General features: G+C 47.4%; 18 protein-coding genes. 15 read left to right on the top strand and 3 right to left on the bottom strand.

Annotated features, from left to right (window positions below; genetic code table 11):
- From HRU21_09535 to der, 6 genes are all read left to right on the top strand, one after another.
- Positions 1–606: DUF4115 domain-containing protein (locus HRU21_09535; GenBank protein ID NRA42530.1), on the top strand; the 606-nt coding region annotated here is incomplete at its 5' end.
- 13 nt (positions 607–619) lie between these two features.
- Positions 620–1738: a flavodoxin-dependent (E)-4-hydroxy-3-methylbut-2-enyl-diphosphate synthase gene (gene ispG / locus HRU21_09530; GenBank protein ID NRA42529.1), complete on the top strand. Its 1119-nt coding sequence runs from the start codon at positions 620–622 to the stop codon at positions 1736–1738.
- A 6-nt stretch (positions 1739–1744) separates the two neighbouring features.
- On the top strand, positions 1745–3070 hold the full coding sequence (gene hisS, locus HRU21_09525) for a histidine--tRNA ligase (GenBank protein NRA42528.1): 1326 nt from the start codon (positions 1745–1747) through the stop codon (positions 3068–3070).
- 16 nt (positions 3071–3086) lie between these two features.
- Positions 3087–3767, top strand: coding sequence for a tetratricopeptide repeat protein (locus HRU21_09520; protein ID NRA42527.1), 681 nt, complete (start codon positions 3087–3089; stop codon positions 3765–3767).
- Positions 3768–3775: 8 nt separating this feature from the next.
- Positions 3776–4957, top strand: coding sequence for an outer membrane protein assembly factor BamB (gene bamB / locus HRU21_09515; protein ID NRA42526.1), 1182 nt, complete (start codon positions 3776–3778; stop codon positions 4955–4957).
- Between the two features lie 8 nt (positions 4958–4965).
- Positions 4966–6429 carry a ribosome biogenesis GTPase Der gene (gene der, locus HRU21_09510; protein NRA42525.1) on the top strand — a complete coding sequence of 488 codons (1464 nt, stop codon included), beginning with the start codon at positions 4966–4968 and terminating at the stop codon, positions 6427–6429.
- A 22-nt stretch (positions 6430–6451) separates the two neighbouring features.
- Here the strand turns inward: der and HRU21_09505 are convergent, their stop codons facing one another.
- The gene (locus HRU21_09505; GenBank protein ID NRA42524.1) at positions 6452–7339 is read right to left on the bottom strand and encodes an alpha/beta hydrolase; all 888 of its coding nucleotides are present in this window, start codon (positions 7337–7339) and stop codon (positions 6452–6454) included.
- 115 nt (positions 7340–7454) lie between these two features.
- Between HRU21_09505 and ung the strand changes: the two genes are divergently transcribed.
- Positions 7455–8147 carry a uracil-DNA glycosylase gene (gene ung / locus HRU21_09500; GenBank protein ID NRA42523.1) on the top strand — a complete coding sequence of 231 codons (693 nt, stop codon included), beginning with the start codon at positions 7455–7457 and terminating at the stop codon, positions 8145–8147.
- Between the two features lie 81 nt (positions 8148–8228).
- On the opposite strand, the gene HRU21_09495 is transcribed toward ung, so the two are convergent.
- The gene (locus HRU21_09495) at positions 8229–9236 is read right to left on the bottom strand and encodes a folate-binding protein YgfZ (protein NRA42522.1); all 1008 of its coding nucleotides are present in this window, start codon (positions 9234–9236) and stop codon (positions 8229–8231) included.
- Positions 9237–9352: 116 nt separating this feature from the next.
- On the opposite strand from HRU21_09495, the gene HRU21_09490 reads away from it, so the two are divergent.
- The gene (locus HRU21_09490) at positions 9353–9628 is read left to right on the top strand and encodes a succinate dehydrogenase assembly factor 2 (protein ID NRA42521.1); all 276 of its coding nucleotides are present in this window, start codon (positions 9353–9355) and stop codon (positions 9626–9628) included.
- A gap of 178 nt (positions 9629–9806) precedes the next feature.
- On the top strand, positions 9807–10073 hold the full coding sequence (locus HRU21_09485; GenBank protein NRA42520.1) for a hypothetical protein: 267 nt from the start codon (positions 9807–9809) through the stop codon (positions 10071–10073).
- A 120-nt stretch (positions 10074–10193) separates the two neighbouring features.
- On the opposite strand, the gene nadB is transcribed toward HRU21_09485, so the two are convergent.
- Positions 10194–11798: an L-aspartate oxidase gene (gene nadB, locus HRU21_09480; GenBank protein NRA42519.1), complete on the bottom strand. Its 1605-nt coding sequence runs from the start codon at positions 11796–11798 to the stop codon at positions 10194–10196.
- A gap of 238 nt (positions 11799–12036) precedes the next feature.
- Here nadB and rpoE point away from each other — a divergent pair, with 238 nt between their 5' ends.
- The 6 genes from rpoE to lepB form a co-directional block, all read left to right on the top strand.
- Entirely contained in the window at positions 12037–12624 is a 588-nt protein-coding gene (gene rpoE, locus HRU21_09475; protein NRA42518.1) for an RNA polymerase sigma factor RpoE, read from the top strand.
- A 36-nt stretch (positions 12625–12660) separates the two neighbouring features.
- Positions 12661–13302 (top strand): sigma-E factor negative regulatory protein, encoded by a 642-nt coding sequence (locus tag HRU21_09470; GenBank protein ID NRA42517.1) that lies wholly within the window; start codon positions 12661–12663, stop codon positions 13300–13302.
- A gap of 84 nt (positions 13303–13386) precedes the next feature.
- On the top strand, positions 13387–14511 hold the full coding sequence (locus tag HRU21_09465; GenBank protein ID NRA42516.1) for a MucB/RseB C-terminal domain-containing protein: 1125 nt from the start codon (positions 13387–13389) through the stop codon (positions 14509–14511).
- Between the two features lie 2 nt (positions 14512–14513).
- A complete protein-coding gene (locus tag HRU21_09460) occupies positions 14514–14996 on the top strand; it encodes a SoxR reducing system RseC family protein (protein ID NRA42515.1) in 483 nt (160 codons plus the stop codon).
- An 87-nt stretch (positions 14997–15083) separates the two neighbouring features.
- A complete protein-coding gene (lepA, locus tag HRU21_09455; GenBank protein NRA42514.1) occupies positions 15084–16883 on the top strand; it encodes an elongation factor 4 in 1800 nt (599 codons plus the stop codon).
- An 8-nt stretch (positions 16884–16891) separates the two neighbouring features.
- Positions 16892–17388 (top strand): signal peptidase I (gene lepB / locus HRU21_09450; protein NRA42513.1); only part of this gene is annotated, 497 nt, incomplete at its 3' end.

Genomic DNA, 17388 nt, shown 5'->3' with positions numbered 1-17388 from the left:
AAGCAGGCTCAGCAACAAGCTCAGCAGCAAGTTGAAATAAAACCAGAACTGAGCAAGCCATCTGTATTTGCCAGTTTAAGCATGCGCTCGCAGCATAAGCGTCACCGAACCGGGTTAGGTTTAATGGCTGCGCTGATTGTTGCGCTGTGTGGTGTGCTGCTGCTGCCGCAAAGTGGTAATAGTGTTGCCAGTCAAATAGATCAGCTATCGATGGAGCACATCGTGATCGATACGCCGCAGGGTTCTACCGCCATCAATGATATTGCCCTAATCGCTGGTGATAACCCTACAGAGGCCTTGCTGCCACAAATTGAAACGCCTGTCAGTCGCATCACCAGTCAACAAGCCACCGAGCCAGCGCTTTCTCGCCTGAGTTTTCAATTTACTGAAGATTGTTGGGTTGAAGTCTATGATGGCAATAATGAAAGAATCTTCGCCTCCTTAAAAAAGTCTGACGATTTACTCGAATTAGAGGGAAAACCACCCTTTAAAGTCACATTAGGATATGCACCAGGGGTTAGCCTCAGCTATAATGGCCAGCCTATAGAAATTGGTACGACGGATAGCCGTCGCCATTTAACAAAACTGGTACTGGGTAACTCCTAAGCGTTTACACCTCATGAAATTTGAATCTCCGATTGTTCGGCGTGTTTCACGCCGAATCATGGTCGGTCATGTGCCCGTGGGCGGCGGTGCGCCTATCAGCGTGCAAAGCATGACAAATACCGAAACCTGTGATGTGGCTGCGACAGTGGCTCAAATCGCTCGCCTAGAAGCGGCGGGTGCAGATATTGTCAGAGTCTCGGTACCCAGTATGGAAGCGGCTGACGCCTTCGGCAAGATCAAGTCACAGGTCGCTGTGCCGCTGGTGGCGGACATTCATTTTGATTATAAAATTGCATTAAAAGTGGCCGATTTAGGCGTGGATTGTCTGCGCATTAATCCGGGTAATATCGGCAAAGAAGATCGTATCAAGCAAGTCATCGATGCAGCAAAGCACAACGGCATTCCGATTCGCATCGGTGTGAATGCCGGTTCTTTAGAAAAAGATCTGCAAAAAAAATACGGTGAGCCAACCCCTGATGCGCTGGTTGAGTCTGCGCTCAGGCATGTCGAGATTCTCGATCGCTACGATTTTCAAGATTTTAAAGTCTCGGTTAAAGCATCTGACGTGTTTATGGCTGTTGCAGCTTATCGTGGTTTAGCCTCACAAATTGAGCAGCCTTTACACTTGGGTATTACCGAGGCTGGCGGTTTACGCTCTGGCACGGTCAAATCAGCCGTTGGCATTGGTCAACTTTTAATGGATGGCATTGGTGATACTATTCGTATCTCACTCGCTGCCGATCCGGTTGAAGAAGTCAAAGTTGGTTTCGATATTCTGAAGTCACTAAAACTTCGCAATAAAGGTATCAATTTTATTGCCTGCCCAAGCTGTTCGCGGCAAAATTTTGATGTGATTAAAACCGTAAATGCACTCGAAACGCGACTCGAAGATATTAAAACACCGTTAGATGTGGCGATTATTGGTTGTGTTGTCAATGGTCCGGGCGAAGCAAAAGAAGCCGATATTGGTCTGACCGGTGGTAGCCCAAATAATTTAGTCTATGTAGACGGCAAGCCTAATCATAAACTGACAGAAACCGAGCTTGTTGATCAGCTTGAGGCACTGGTGCGTGACAAAGTCGCTGCCAAACAAGCTGACGATGCCAAACTTATCGCCAAAACAGAAGAATAACTGCATATGGCATTGAAAATTCAGAACATCAAAGGCATGCCAGACTTATTGCCCAGCCAAACATCGCTGTGGCAATATCTGGAGGCTGAATTACAACGTTTGTTAAACAGTTACGGCTATCGCGAAATTCGTATGCCGATTGTTGAATATACCGATCTATTCAAGCGTTCAATTGGTGAAGTGACCGATATTGTTGAGAAAGAAATGTACAGTTTTCTGGATCGCAATCAAGAGTCGCTCACCTTAAGGCCAGAAGGCACTGCTAGCTGTGTGCGCGCAGCAGCGCAACATGCCTTGCTAGATAATCAGGCACAGCAAAGATTGTGGTATAGCGGTCCGATGTTTCGCTACGAAAAGCCACAAAAAGGCCGCCAGCGTCAGTTTCATCAGTTTGGTGTAGAGACCTTTGGCATTGCCACGCCCGATATTGATGCTGAATTAATCATCATTGCCTGGCGACTATGGCAAAGATTAAACCTCACTGATAGCGTTAGCCTTGAAATAAATAGCATTGGTTCATTAACTGCGCGTGAAAGCTATAAAGCTGCCCTAGTTGAGTACTTGACGCAGTTTAAAGATCAGTTAGACGCCGACAGTCAGCGTCGTTTAGGCTCGAATCCGCTGCGTATTCTTGATTCTAAAAACCCTGATACCCAAGCAATTCTTGCTTCTGCGCCGCTGCTAAACGAGTTTCTCGACCAGGCGTCTAAAGATGATTTTGCCAAGCTTTGTCAACTGCTTGACGCGCAAGGTATTCGCTACAAGGTTAATCCGAAACTGGTGCGTGGTTTAGATTACTATAATAAAACGGTGTTCGAGTGGGTAACCGACAAGCTTGGCGCGCAAGGTACAGTGTGCGCGGGTGGTCGGTACGATGGCTTAGTTGAGCAGCTAGGTGGCAAAGCGGTACCTGCGGTTGGCTTTGCGCTCGGCTTAGAGCGTCTTTGCTTATTAATCGAAACTGAGAATCAACAGCCAGCGGCCTTAAATCAGCAAGATGTCTATTTGTTGGTCAGTGGCGATGCTTCGGTTCAGCAAGCTGCATTTTTATTGTCAGAACAGCTGCGTCAGCAGTTGCCGCACCTCACCATGACGACCCACTGCGGTGGCGGCAGTCTAAAAAGCCAAATGAAAAAGGCGGATAAATCTCATGCTCGCTTTGCCATCGTGATTGGTTCTAATGAGGTGGCAACTCGCGAGGCTGTGATTAAGCCGCTGCGGGCCGATAAATCGTCAACTGAAATAGCATTAAGCGAACAAGCAATTGCCTTTGATGCGATTGCAGATGCCTTAGCGCCTTTTGTAAATCCGCAAGACGCGGTTGAAAAATAATAATCTGGAGTTATCAATGGAAACCTACCAAACTGAAGAAGAACAACTTAGCGCGATTAAAGCCTTTGTGGCGAAAAACGGTACCCTCTTATTAACGGTCGTGGTGGTGGCCATTGCCGCGATCTTAGGCTTTCAAGCTTTTCAAGCAAAGCAACAGGCAGCGAAAGAAACGGCCAGTCAATATTACAATACCATGATGCAGCAGCTGAGCACCTTAGCAACGGCCGATGCCAGCTTGAGTGATAGTCAACAGCTCAATTTTGATAACGCGTATCAGCAGCTAATTACTGAGCATGCCGACAGTGTGTATGCGGTGTATGCTAACTTTTTGCAAGCTAAGCAGGCCGTAAATGCCGAGCAGTTGGGCAATGCAAAGCAATACCTGCAGTGGATTATTAATGCTAACACCGATCAACAGCTTACTGCACTGGCAGAATTGCGCATGGCGCAAGTATTATACGCACAGTCAGATTTTGAGGCGGCCTTAAGCCTTGCCGCAAAACAGTCAGAACCCTTTAAGGCTGAATATATGCAGCTGCAAGGAGATATTTTACAGGCGCAGGGCGATTCATCAGCTGCATTAGCGCTGTATTTGCAAGCAAAATTGCTGGCAGCAAATTCTGATCCCATGCTTGAGTTAAAGGTGCAAAGCTTATCGCCTGTCGATCAGACGAAACTAGCGCCTCAAGCCGAGTAATTTAGCTTATGCAATTTCTGCAATATCTGCAACGCTTGCGATGCCGAAGCCTAAGTGTATTTCTGTTAGCCTTAGTGGCTGTGCTCTATGGCTGTTCCTCGTCAAGAACTCTTGAGCCAGTTGAACTAGAGTCGTTTGATGCTGAAGGTAAGTTAAAGGTTCTCTGGTCGGCCAATATTAAAGGTGACCTAGGTGAATACTATCACCAGTTCCGTCTCGCTCAAGATGGCCAGTATCTGTACGCCGCCAGCAAAGATGGTTATGTGGCAAAGCTTGATAAGAGCAGCGGTGATAAAGCGTGGCGAGTAGACCTTGACCAAGTGCTTACCACCGCGGCAGTGGTTGATGACATGCATGTCTATATCGCGACCGAAAGCGGTACTCTGTTGGCGCTTGATAAGGCCAATGGTGAGCAACAGTGGGCTGCACAGCTTCGATCAGAATTGATCTCAGTGCCGGTTGCCAGCGCGAATGCGGTGTTTGCGCAAGCCAGTAATGGCGATATTTATAAGTTTGATCGACGCAGTGGCGAGCAGCTTTGGCGTGTTGATACTAATATTCCTGCGCTCAGTTTACGTGGCAATGCTAGGCCCGTGATGATGCCGCAACTGCTAGTGGTTGGCTTGGCAAACGGTAAGCTTGCGCTGATTAACCCAGACTCAGGTCAAATATTTGCAGAGCCTCGAGTTGCGATGGCCGACGGCGACACTGAAGTTGAGCGCATGGTCGATGTCGATGGCGCGCCTGCATTTAAAGATGGAAAACTCTACGCGGTCAGTTTTCAGGGTCAGTTAGTCGCACTGAATATGCAGCAAGGTAAAGTGGAATGGGATAAGCCAGCGTCTAGCTTTCAGGATGTAGCGTTTGATTTTGACACCGTATACATTGCCACCGCCGATAGTTTGCTGCAGGGCTATAATGCGCGTAATGGTGAATTAAAGTGGTCACAAGATGGTTTGCTGCGCCGTCGCATCACCGCGGCTGTGCCGTATAGCTCCTATTTGGTAGTCAGTGATTTAGACGGCTATATACATCTGCTGTCACAGTTAGATGGCCGTTTTATTGCGCGTAAAAAAATCCATGGTTCCGGGGTCAAATCACCGGCATTGGTTGATCTTGTTGATAATACTGTCTTTTTCATTATGGCTAACAACGGCAGCATAAAAGCCTACCGTTATCTGGCGGATTAAGGGTGCCTATGTTACCGGTTATTGCACTTGTGGGTCGGCCTAATGTCGGTAAATCTACCTTGTTTAATCGCATTACGAAAACGCGTGATGCGATTGTCGCCAATTTTTCTGGCTTAACTCGCGACCGAAAGTATGGAGAGGCAAGTCATAACGATATCCCCTTCATGCTGATCGACACCGCTGGTGTAGTAGGCGATGAACAAGGCGTTGATAAGGTCATGGCGGATCAATCCATGCAGGCGGTTGATGAGGCTGATGTCGTATTATTAATGGTTGACGGTAGAGCTGGACTGCTGCCTGACGATCAATGGATTATTGCCCAGCTGCGTCAGCGCGATAAGCCGTTTCATTTGGTCGTGAATAAAGTTGATGGGGTTGATATTAATCTTGTGCTATCAGATTTTTACTCGATTGGTGCAGACAAAATTTTCCCCATCACTGCTACACATGGAAAAGGCGTTAGGCAATTACTGGACTTTGCGATTACTCAACTGCCAGAACAGCCCGCAACGGCAGAAGATATTGCATTTGCCGAACGTGCTAATCAAGGCATAAAAATGGCGGTAGTAGGCCGGCCAAATGTTGGCAAATCAACCTTGGTTAATCGCATGATTGGCGAAGAACGCGTGGTTGTTTATGATTTGCCGGGTACAACGCGCGACAGTATATACATTCCCTATACACGTGAAGATAAGCAATATACTTTAATCGATACCGCAGGCGTTAGGCGCCGAAAAAATGTTAAGCAAACGGTAGAAAAATTTTCTATTGTAAAAACATTGCAGGCTATTGATGATGCTAACGTAGTTATTTTACTGATTGATGCGCACGAAGATTTAGTCGAGCAAGACCTGCATTTATTAGGCTTATGCATTGAGGCCGGACGTGGCCTAGTGATAGCGATTAATAAGTGGGATGGGCTGGATAAAGATCAAAAAAATCATATCCGAAAAGAGCTTGATCGCCGACTTCAATTTATTGACTATGCTCAGGTACATTTTATTTCTGCGCTACACGGTACCGGTGTCGGTGACCTGTATCGCTCTATTCGAAAAGCCTATAAGTCAGCAACAGCATCTTTATCAACCCGCCAGTTGACGACTATTTTAGAAGCTGCAGTAGAAATTCATCAGCCGCCAATGGTCGCTGGACGGCGCATTAAATTACGCTATGCACACGCAGGCGGCTCGAACCCACCGATTATTGTGATTCATGGTAACCAAACCGAAAAATTACCTGATGCCTATAAGCGTTATCTAGAAAAAACCTATCGGCGTGAGCTGAAACTTTGGGGAACGCCATTACGCATGGAGTTTCGTACCAGCGAAAACCCCTATGCTGACAAGCCAAGCAAGCGAAAGCCGCAGGCAAGGCAAGAGCGCCAATCTGGAACAGAGCGGGTACAGGCGAGACAGCAAAAAAAGCGTGAGCGTTTAAGTGCGCATAAGAAAAAATCAAATAAGCGTAAATAATCGACCGCTATCAATTGCCTGATTACTTGAAAATAAAATCCTCTACCGCCTGAATAAATTCTGAGGGATTATCCACCATTAAAGCATGGCCTGCTCGACTGATGGTTTCGAGTTCAGCATTCGGCATAATATCTAACATTTTTAAGGCAGTTTTACGACTCAGTATGGCTGATGCCTGGCCGCGCAGGATTAAACTGGGGCAATCAATCTGGCCAAGCGCTTGCCAAAGCTGATCATTGAGCGGATAGCTTAAGTCTTCGCTGTTACCCTTGTGTGAGTCTGGCTTCCATAAAGCCTTTGCAAATGCAGGGTCGGTTTTTGGCCGCAGCACATGGTTGATGGTTTTAAGCCCAAACTGTGCGAGCCGCTGCAGCTCGTTTGGCTCTGCCAGTAAGTAAATATTGCTGAGATATTGGTGAAATGCTTGCAGGTTGGCAAATTCAGTAGGCGTATTTTCAGCATCTTGTCGTACTTTATTCACCCCAATTGCACTGACTTCTGGTCCGGTATCGATAATGGTAAAGCTCTGGCAGCGACGTTTAAGTTGTGGCTGTTGCTGAAGTAATAACATTGCCACTCTAGCGCCAAGTGAATGGCCGATAAGATGAAAATGCTGACACTGAATGGTGTTTAAAAAAATGGCAAGATCATCCTGCAGCTGATCATGCGTATATTGCATCTGGGGATCCCATGCCGAGTCGCCATGACCGCGCGCATCCACAGAGAACACGGGCATATGCTGCTGCAGTGACTCAGCCAGACGGTCAAAAATATGCGCATCGTTAGTAAAGCCATGCAATAAAACGCAGCAACTATCGGCTTTTGGCTTTGTGTTAGGCTGAGGCCAGTGAAGATAATGTAGGCGCAGGCCGTCATTGGCAGTAAAATATTCAGAATGATAAAGCGACATCGGCAAAAACTAATATAAAAAATGAATAAAGAAAACGAATAAAGAAAACGCATAAAGATTAACCCAGTAGTTTAAGCCCTAGTGCCGCAGAGCCCAAGTAAAAGGACAATGTTTTATGGCAACAATTCAATTGCCTGATTGTTGGTTAGACGCCTTATCGGATCAATTTGAGCAAACCTATATGCTGCAGTTAAAGCAGTTTCTCAGGCAGCAGAAGCAACAAGGTCGAACCATTTATCCGCCCGGTAAACATATTTTCGCAGCGTTTCAACAAACGCCGGTGGCGTCACTAAAGCTGGTGATTTTAGGTCAAGATCCTTACCACGGCGATGCACAGGCCCATGGCCTAAGTTTTTCGGTGCCTGAGGGCCAGGCAATTCCGCCTTCATTAGTGAATATTTATAAAGAGATTCAGTCTGATGTCTATCAGGGTAGAGCAGCGATGCCGACTTCTGGTAACTTACAAGCCTGGGCTGAGCAGGGGGTGCTGTTATTGAATAGTGTGCTAACAGTTGAGGCACATCAAGCAGCGTCTCATCAGGGCCAGGGCTGGGAGCAATTTACCGATGCGGTGATCGATTGGATTAATCAGCACACCGAACATCTTGTGTTTATGTTATGGGGTGCCTATGCACAGAAGAAAGGTCAGCGCATTGATCGAGCGAAGCATTTGGTGCTAACAGCGCCTCACCCGTCTCCACTGTCAGCCTACCGAGGGTTTTTTGGTTGTGCTCACTTTTCTCAAGCCAATGATTATTTAGTCCAGCATGGCAAGACGCCAGTGAATTGGTTTGCTCATAGTTCGTAGCATTCTTACTGTGATCGCTGCGATGGCTGTTGCGAGAAAGTATGTGTATATGCTGAGCCCTGTATGCCAATAATCAGTGCTTTAAGTGATAAGCTGTAATGTAAGCGCGGTGCTTGGCTGCTCTGTTAAAAACAGCGTGTCGCTCTCTGCGGCAGCCTCAGTAAGGACTAAGAGGCAATCAAGCTGCCAGCTGTTGCTGTCTTGCTGGCTGCATACCAAGCTTGAAGCGACAACACCGCAGCTGCTAAGTCGTTCATTGCCACTGGCAATTGAAAGTTGTGCGCCAACAGCGATTGCTGTGTTTGCAGTTACTTTTGCGCGGTATAGCTGGCGCTTTAACTTGCCGCGATATTGACTACGCGCAATAATTTCTTGTCCGGTATAACAGCCCTTTGTAAAACTGATAGCAGAGTTGTTTTGATAATTTAACATTTGTGCAATCAGCTGATCCTGTAATGGTGCTGACACAAAGGCAAGCCGTTGTTGGTGATTAAGCCAGCTTAATTGCGTTTCATCAGCAATATGCTCCGTTAGCTGATGCTGCGAGATATAAGCTAGTAACTCCGATGATGGGGCAATCATCAGCAGGCTTAAAGGCTCTAGCGCAATAACACTTGCCAATACTTCGCCTGCTTGAAATTGTTGCTCAAGCGCATAGCTTGCTTTTGAGGTGTGCAAACTGCAACAAGCTTCTGCCGCACTGCCACTAACGACCAGACAGTGTAAGTCGTTTCTGATGGATAGCTCAACTTTTGAAAACACGCTGTATTTTTTTAATGCCGCTAAGCTCGACTCAGCAATTGATTGATCGACAAGATAATAAAAGCATTGTGGTTCTGCACGGAAAAACCGACCCGATGATAGCATTCGACCTTTGGCGGTGCTGTGACTGGCAAAGCTGCTCTGCGTGCTAGTCACAGCGCTAACATCATTACTCAGCTGGCCTTGTAAAAAGCTCTCGGCGTCAGTGCCGCGGATTTCAATAATGCTTAAGCTGCTAACGGCATACACAGCATCCGCTTTTGGGGTGAATCGCTCAGGATTTGCAGCCTGCTGGCATGCGCTTAAAAACTCTGGCCAAGTTTGCATATATTTTCATCACTCGAGGGTTTCAATTAGCGGTATTTCGCTTCTGTGCGTATAATAGCAAACCGAACACGGTTGTGTATGCGTGAACTTTGAAGATAAACAATATGACTGAAAAAATGGCTGAGAAATCGACGGCAAAAGAAATTCAACGTGTGATATGGCACAGTCGGCGCGGTATGCTCGAGCTCGACCTTGCATTCAGTCCTTTTGCCAAAAATGTATACGCCAATCTTACTGCCGATGAACAGGCCGATTATCGGCGCTTGCTCAGCTGTGAAGACACCGAATTATTTCAGTGGGTGCTGCAGGCTGCCAAGCCAGACGATCCAGCATTGGCCGCCATGATGGAAAAAATACTCGACTATGCCAAAGCAAACAAGGCTTCGGTTTAGCGTCTATCGACTTCCTGCCTGCTTGCCGTTGGCATATCTTGCCTGTAATGGCTTGATCATTCTCACTGCTGTTTACCATTACAGCTTTGGCTTGCAAATACAGCTCTTTTCACAGCACTTACTGATTCTGCCTATAGCGACCATATTAGTATTAGTCGTTTTATTGTGGGTGGTTTACTTGCGCAAGCGAACTGATCAGACAGATGGCCATCAATATTTCAGCTTAGAAGAGTCGGTTGCGCAGCCGCAGCTATCGCTGAGCTATCAAAATAGACAGTGGTGCTTAAATGCAGATGTGCTTAGGGATATACAGCTATTGTATCGCAGTCGTTTTCTGATCATCCTTGCCGCGATTGATGGCGCAGGCAAGCGGCATCGACTTTATTTGACGGCCAGACAGTCGAGTTCAATACAGTTGCGCCTGCTTAGCGGCTGTTTTATATAAGCGTAGCGTTTTTTCTAGCTTTATGGCTGTTTATCAAGCTTACCTTTTTCAGATCCTCAGATCCGCTTTAAGATCTTTATATGCAGTCAGCTTGAAGAAAGCTTATTAAGCCTTCGAGCGTTAACTTTTTATAGCAGCTGATGGCTGCGCATCAGCGGGGCTTAAAATACTATCTTTCGCCTCATCCAGCGGTTTAGGGTAGTCGGTTGTATAATGCAGGCCACGACTTTCTTTGCGCTGAATGGCAGAGTGTACAATCAGTTCAGCCACCTCCACCAGATTGCGTAGCTCAATTAAATCTGCCGATATGTGGTAGTTGCGGTAATAATCATTAACCTCTCGGCGAATCAGGCTAATCCTGTCTAACGCGCGCTGCAAGCGCTTATCTGAGCGCACAATGCCAACATAATCCCACATCACTCGGCGTAGCTCGTGCCAACTATGGCTGATGGTAATGTCTTCATGGGAGTCGGTTACGCGCGAGCCATCCCAGTGCGCCATCGACTCGGGCAGCTCAATAGTGTCGATTTGCGATAAAATATAGTCAGCTGACGAGCGCGCATATACTAGGCATTCAAGCAGTGAGTTGCTGGCCATGCGGTTAGCGCCATGCAGCCCAGTAAACGTGGTTTCACCAATAGCCAATAGGCCATTGATATCGGTGCCGCCATGTTCATTAACGACGATGCCGCCGCAAGTGTAATGCGCCGCGGGGACAACGGGGATCGGTTCCTGCGTGATATCAATGCCCAGCGCCAAGCAGCGTTGATAAATAGTGGGGAAGTGTTGCTGGATAAACAGTGCAGGCTTATGGCTGATATCTAAATACACATGGTCAGCCCCCATGCGCTTCATTTCGTGATCAATCGCGCGGGCAACAATATCGCGCGGAGCCAGCTCACCGCGCTCATCATAGCGCTGCATGAACCGCTCACCATTGGGTAACTTTAATAACGCGCCTTCGCCTCGCAATGCCTCAGTAATTAAAAAAGATTTAGCCTTGGGGTGGTATAAACAAGTGGGATGGAATTGATTAAATTCCATATTACCAACCCGACAGCCTGCGCGCCAAGCCATCGCAATCCCGTCACCGCTGTTGCCTTCAGGGTTAGAGCTGTACAAATACACTTTGGACGCGCCGCCAGTCGCCAGCACGACAAACTTCGCGCGAAAGGTGTCAACTTCATCACGCTGCTGATCCAATACATAAATACCACAGCAGCGCTCATGATGTTTGATGAGGTCAACCGCGATATGGTGTTCAAAAAAAGTAATATTTGGCATGCTGGAGGCTTGCTTTAGCAGTGCCGAAGAAACAGCTTTGCCGGTTGCGTCGGCAGCATGCAGAATGCGTCGATGCGAATGGCCACCTTCTTGGGTTAAATGAAAATCTTCCGGATGCTTATCGCTGCGCTTGTCAAATTCCACGCCTTGATCGACCAGCCAATCAATCGCTTCTTTAGCATGGTTAACTGTAAATGCAACCGCCTCTTCTCGGCATAAGCCAGCGCCTGCATCCATAGTGTCTTGCTTGTGTGAATCCGTTGTGTCTTTATCATCTAAAACTGCTGCAATGCCGCCTTGGGCATAAAATGTGCTGCCTTCATAAGCAGCATTTTTAGATAGAATGGCGACTTTTAGCGAGGCGCCTAAGCTAATGGCTAATGACAGGCCAGATGCGCCAGTGCCAACAATGACGGCGTCGTAGTCATAGAAACGTTTCATACAAATAGAGATGCTTATTGTAGAGTTGAGGTGAAATTATAATCGATCTTTGCTTTAAACGAAAAGCACGGTGATCGGGATGACTGCGATGCGGTGAAGCGCTTTCGCTATCGCCGAGAACATGGTTTAATGACGATATTTTGAGCATATAGTGTGCTTAAAAAATTATTTTTAATAAACATTTTTATTATGCACGCTAAGATCTTGATATGTTCACTCACCGCAAGGAAGTCTATTTATGAGCGCTGCTAGCGATCAACAGTTAGTCGAGCGCGTCCAGCAGGGAGACAAGCGTGCTTTTGATTTGCTAGTCATCAAATACCAGCAGCGTGTTGCTGCTCTGGTTGCGCGTTTTATTTACGATAGTGCTGAAGTACAAGATGTAACGCAAGAAGCCTTTATCAAAGCCTACCGAGCACTTGAAAATTTTCGCGGTGAGAGCCAATTCTACACCTGGCTTTATCGCATTGCTGTTAATACCGCCAAAAACTATCTGGTGGCCAAAGGTCGACGGCCACCTGGTACAGATATTGATGTTGATGACGCCGTGCATTTTGAGGGCAATAGCCCCTTAAAAGATATGGAAAACCCACAAAATCAACTTTCTTCACAACAATTGATGGAAAAAGTGAACCAATCCATTAAATCGTTGCCAGAAGACTTAAGGGTTGCCTTAACCCTTAGAGAGTACGATGGTATGAGCTATGAAGAGATTGCTGAAGTAATGGGATGTCCTGTAGGTACGGTTCGTTCGCGCATCTTTCGTGCACGTGAGGCGGTTGATGAGGCTATTCAACCGCTGCTAGATCACACCGAGGTCGCATAATGACTGCAGTCCTTGAGAAAATTGAGAGCAAATACCATGACTGATAAACAAGATGCGGCAGGCCCTGCAAATCCGCGTCGCGAAACGCTTTCCGCACTGCTGGATGGCGAGGCTTCAGAGTTTGAAACCCGTCGCCTGCTGCAAACTCTAGATCAAGATGACCGTCAAACCTGGCAACGTTATGCCCTGATTCAGCAGTCAATGCAGTCGTCACAAGCCGAGCCGCTGAACCTATCGATTGATGTCTCGCAAGCAGTCAGTGCTGCTATCGATGAACTTGAGCCCTTATCCGTTAAAACCAATGCTACTAGCGCTGCAGCAGCTCAACAAACTTGGCTGAAACCTGTACTGGGCTTTGCCGCGGCCGCGAGCTTTGCCTTCGTGAGCGTGGTTGGTCTGCAGCAATATCAAGCACAATCGGCACTGGATGAGGCGGGCTTTGTCGCCCAAGGTGATGTCAGTGCCAGCCAGTTACCGATAGAAAGCGGGGTTGGGCTCAGTGCGGTAAGTGGGCAAGTAGCGATACCCGATGATAGCCCGATCGCTGAGCTTGATTTAGTTGAGCAACAAAAGCGCTATCAGCAGCAGCGGCTAAATTATTATCTGCAACAACATGCTGAGCAGGCGACCATGAATAATGGTCGTGGCTTAATTCCGATGGTGCGTGTGGCCGAGTAAGCCTAGCCATCTGAAAATGGTATGCAGACATAAGATCTGCGTATACGATAAATATATGAAACAGAGCAACCACGGAGCGTTTGCGTGAATAGATCATATGGCCTAGCAACGGTCAATGACACTTTGACAAGCCAACAGCTTTACTTAAAAAGTAAGCTTGCAAAACTACTGACGGCCGCAGGACTATGGCTTTGCGCTGCCTTTGGCTCTGCTGCATTGGCCGAGGTTTCAGAAGTTGCCGACAGCATAGAAGTTGCCGACAGCATAGAGGTTGCCGACAGCCCAGAGAGCTTAATTCAGCGTATGAGTGAGCAATCTCAGCAGCTTGAATTTGAAGGTTTATTTACCTACGAACGCGGCAGTCATAGCTCCAGCTATCGTTATTTTCATCAAGTTGCAAACGGTGTCGAGCGACAGCGTTTAGTGTTTCTAGATGGTGTGCGGCAAGAGCTTATTAATGATGGCTACGCGATCAAATGCATACATTTAGACGAACAATCATTTTTTGATTTGCGTGCTTCAGAAGTCGATAAAATCTTAACCGTGCGCAAAGATTTTACTCGTGTCTGGCAAGTCTATGAGGGTGAGTTGCTGGATCAGAGCAGAGTTGCTGACCGTTTAGTGAAACGCGTGAAATTAAGCCCGAAAGACCAGCACCGCTTCAGCTACATCTTTGCAGTTGATGCTGAGACGGGTCTGATGCTAAATATGCAGGTGTTCGATCAAGCAGGCGAGTTAGTAGAACAGTTTCGCTATGTGTTGATTGAATATAAAGATATTGTCGACCAGGATATTACTCAAAATCTTCGTCAGGCATCGGCTAAGCAATACGACCTGCATATCGACCATGTAGGCGTGAAATTGGCCGATAAAACCGATAGTCGCCTACAGCTAGATAATTATCAGCTACAGTTACTCTGGCAGCCAACGGGTTTTCAATCAACCCTCCAGCCCACCGTCAAATATCAAGCGATGCAGTCAACCTATTCTGATGGGCTATCCTCGTTTAGCGTTTTTGTCGAGCCTATGGCAGAGGGTGATGTGCGAGATTCAGCAGAAGCCAAGGGCATGAGCATGGTCAATGGCGGCACTGCTGTGACTACGCGGTTTGTCGCTACGCCGTCGGCGCAGCGCCTGCAGTTAACCGTGGTGGGTGAGCTGCCGCTGGCGACGATTAAGCAAATTGCCAACAATATTATGGTGCGCTAGCGATGATTTGTGAGCAAGGTAAAGTGGTGGCCAAAGAAGCTGATACCATCTATGTTGAAGTCATTCAGCAAAGCAGCTGCCAAGCCTGTGCCGCTAAAAGTGCCTGCGGCACTCGCTTAATCAATAGTCTATATCAATCAAAACGGCATTATTTAAAACTGCCGTATGCGCATTTACCCATCGAGCCTGACATTGGTGATCAGGTTGAGTTTCATATTGATGAAGCAGCGTTATTAAAAAGCGCATTACTGATGTACCTGCTGCCATTGCTGGCGCTGCTCGCGGCGGCTGGATTGGCGCATTGGCTAAATGCCGCGGTATGGCTGCAGATTGTTGCCGGGTTGCTGGGTCTCGGAATTAGCTTGCTAATGGTGAGTCGATTCAGTCGTAAGCTCGAGCACAATGCCTTATTTCACCCCAGCCTAGCAAAAATTCTTCCGGCGCAGCCAAGCAAGGCTGAAGTGGTCGAGGTTTTATCCGCCTAGGCTACTGCATCGCTATGCCCTGTGCTGAATTTCAGGTAAAATTATCGCGCTTTTTTGCATCGACTGAATTTAATCAACGAGATTGCTGTGCCTGATTTATCCCACATTCGAAACTTTTCTATTATTGCCCATATAGACCACGGCAAATCCACCTTGGCAGATCGATTTATTCAAGTCTGTGGCGGTTTGAGCGAACGTGAAATGGCCGAACAAGTGCTGGACTCTATGGATATTGAGCGCGAGCGTGGTATTACCATTAAGGCGCAGTCAGTCACTCTCGACTATCAAGCCGCTGATGGTCAGACTTATCAGCTGAATTTCATCGACACCCCAGGGCATGTTGATTTCTCCTATGAAGTGTCACGCTCGCTAGCAGCCTGCGAAGGTGCGCTGCTGGTGGTTGATGCGGCGCAAGGCGTTGAAGCACAGTCGGTGGCCAACTGCTATACCGCGATCGAGCAGGGGCTGGAAGTGATGACGGTGCTTAATAAAATGGATTTACCGCAGGCTGATCCTGACCGTGTGGCGCAAGAAGTGGAAGATATTATTGGTGTCGATGCCACCGATGCAGTGCATATCAGTGCCAAATCCGGCCTAGGTATTGAGGACACATTAGAGCAGCTAGTCGAGACCATTCCTGCGCCCTCAGGTGACCCTGATGGCCCACTACAGGCGCTGATTATTGATTCATGGTTTGATAACTACCTCGGCGTGGTATCGCTGGTGCGTATCGTCAACGGCACGATTCGTAAAAAAGATAAAATTGTCGCGCAGTCAATTGGCAAAATTCATCAAGCCGAGTCAGTCGGCATATTCACCCCCAAGCATACCGAAACCGGTGTGTTAAAAGCGGGTGAGGTTGGCTTTGTGATTGCTGGCATTAAAGATATTCATGGTGCCCCGGTGGGCGATACGCTGACCCACGCTAAGGGTTACGAACACATTGATGCCTTGCCTGGTTTTCAAAAAGTGCAGCCGCGGGTTTACGCGGGCATGTTTACCGTCTCGACCGACGATTATGAGGATTTTCGTGAGGCGCTGGAAAAACTCTCCTTAAATGATGCCTCGCTGTTTTACGAGCCAGAAACCTCGGATGCTTTGGGTTTTGGTTTTCGGATTGGCTTCTTGGGCATGTTGCACATGGAGATTATTCAGGAACGGCTTGAGCGCGAATATGATCTCGATCTCATTACCACAGCGCCAACCGTGGTATATCAAGTTGGCCTGAAAAGCGGTGAAGAAATCTATGTTGATAGCCCGTCGAAATTGCCGGATCCCTCAACGATTGAGGAAATGCGTGAGCCGATTGCCGAAGTCAATATCCTGGTGCCGCAAGAGCATTTGGGGAATGTCATAACCCTCTGTGTAGAAAAGCGCGGTATGCAGCGCGATATGCAATATATGGGGCAGCAGGTGTCTTTGACCTACGATATTCCCATGGCTGAAGTTGTGCTCGACTTCTTTGATCGGCTTAAGTCTGTCAGTCGCGGTTTTGCCTCACTGGAATACAGTTTTGACCGCTTTGAGAAATCAAGCTTGGTTAAGTTAGATGTGTTAATCAATGGCGATCGCGTTGACGCGCTCGCGGTGATTGTGCACCGAGATCAGTCGCAGTCGCGTGGGCGTGTACTGACTGAAAAAATGAAAGAATTGATTCCGCGGCAAATGTTTGATGTGGCTATTCAAGCGGCTATTGGCGGCCATGTGATTGCGCGCTCGACGGTCAAAGCGCTGCGTAAAAACGTCACCGCGAAATGCTATGGCGGTGATATTACCCGTAAGAAAAAACTCTTAGAAAAACAAAAAGCCGGTAAAAAACGCATGAAGCAGGTGGGTAATGTCGAAATTCCGCAGTCTGCTTTCCTTGCGGTATTAAAATCAGAATAAGTAATTATATGGACATTAATCTTCCCCTTATTTTAGTGGTGGCCTCTGCCCTAGGTATCGTCATTTGGTGTGCCGACCAGTTCTATTTCAAAGCGAAGCGCCAAGCCGAGCAGAAGCCGCATTGGCTGATCAGTGAGACTCGCTCGCTACTGCCAATATTATTGCTGGTGTTGATTGTCAGGTCTTTTATTGCCGAGCCGTTTCAGATTCCCTCGTCTTCTATGGAGCCTAGTTTGCTGGTCGGTGATTTTATTTTAGTGAATAAATTCACCTACGGTATTCGCTTGCCGGTAAGCCGCACGAAAGTGATCGACATCAATCAGCCTAAACGCGGCGATGTGATGGTATTTTTCCCGCCGGGCGATAAGCGCTATTTTATCAAGCGCGTGATTGGTTTGCCGGGCGACCTGATTGAATATCGCAATAAGCAGCTATATATTAATGGTGAGCTGCAAACGGCCTTGGTCAGTCAGCAGGGCTTAGATCTCTTGCGTCGTCAGCTGCT

Source organism: Pseudomonadales bacterium, from assembly GCA_013215025.1.
Classification (GTDB): domain Bacteria; phylum Pseudomonadota; class Gammaproteobacteria; order Pseudomonadales; family DT-91; genus DT-91.
This window is presented reverse-complemented; position numbering and strand designations above follow the sequence as displayed.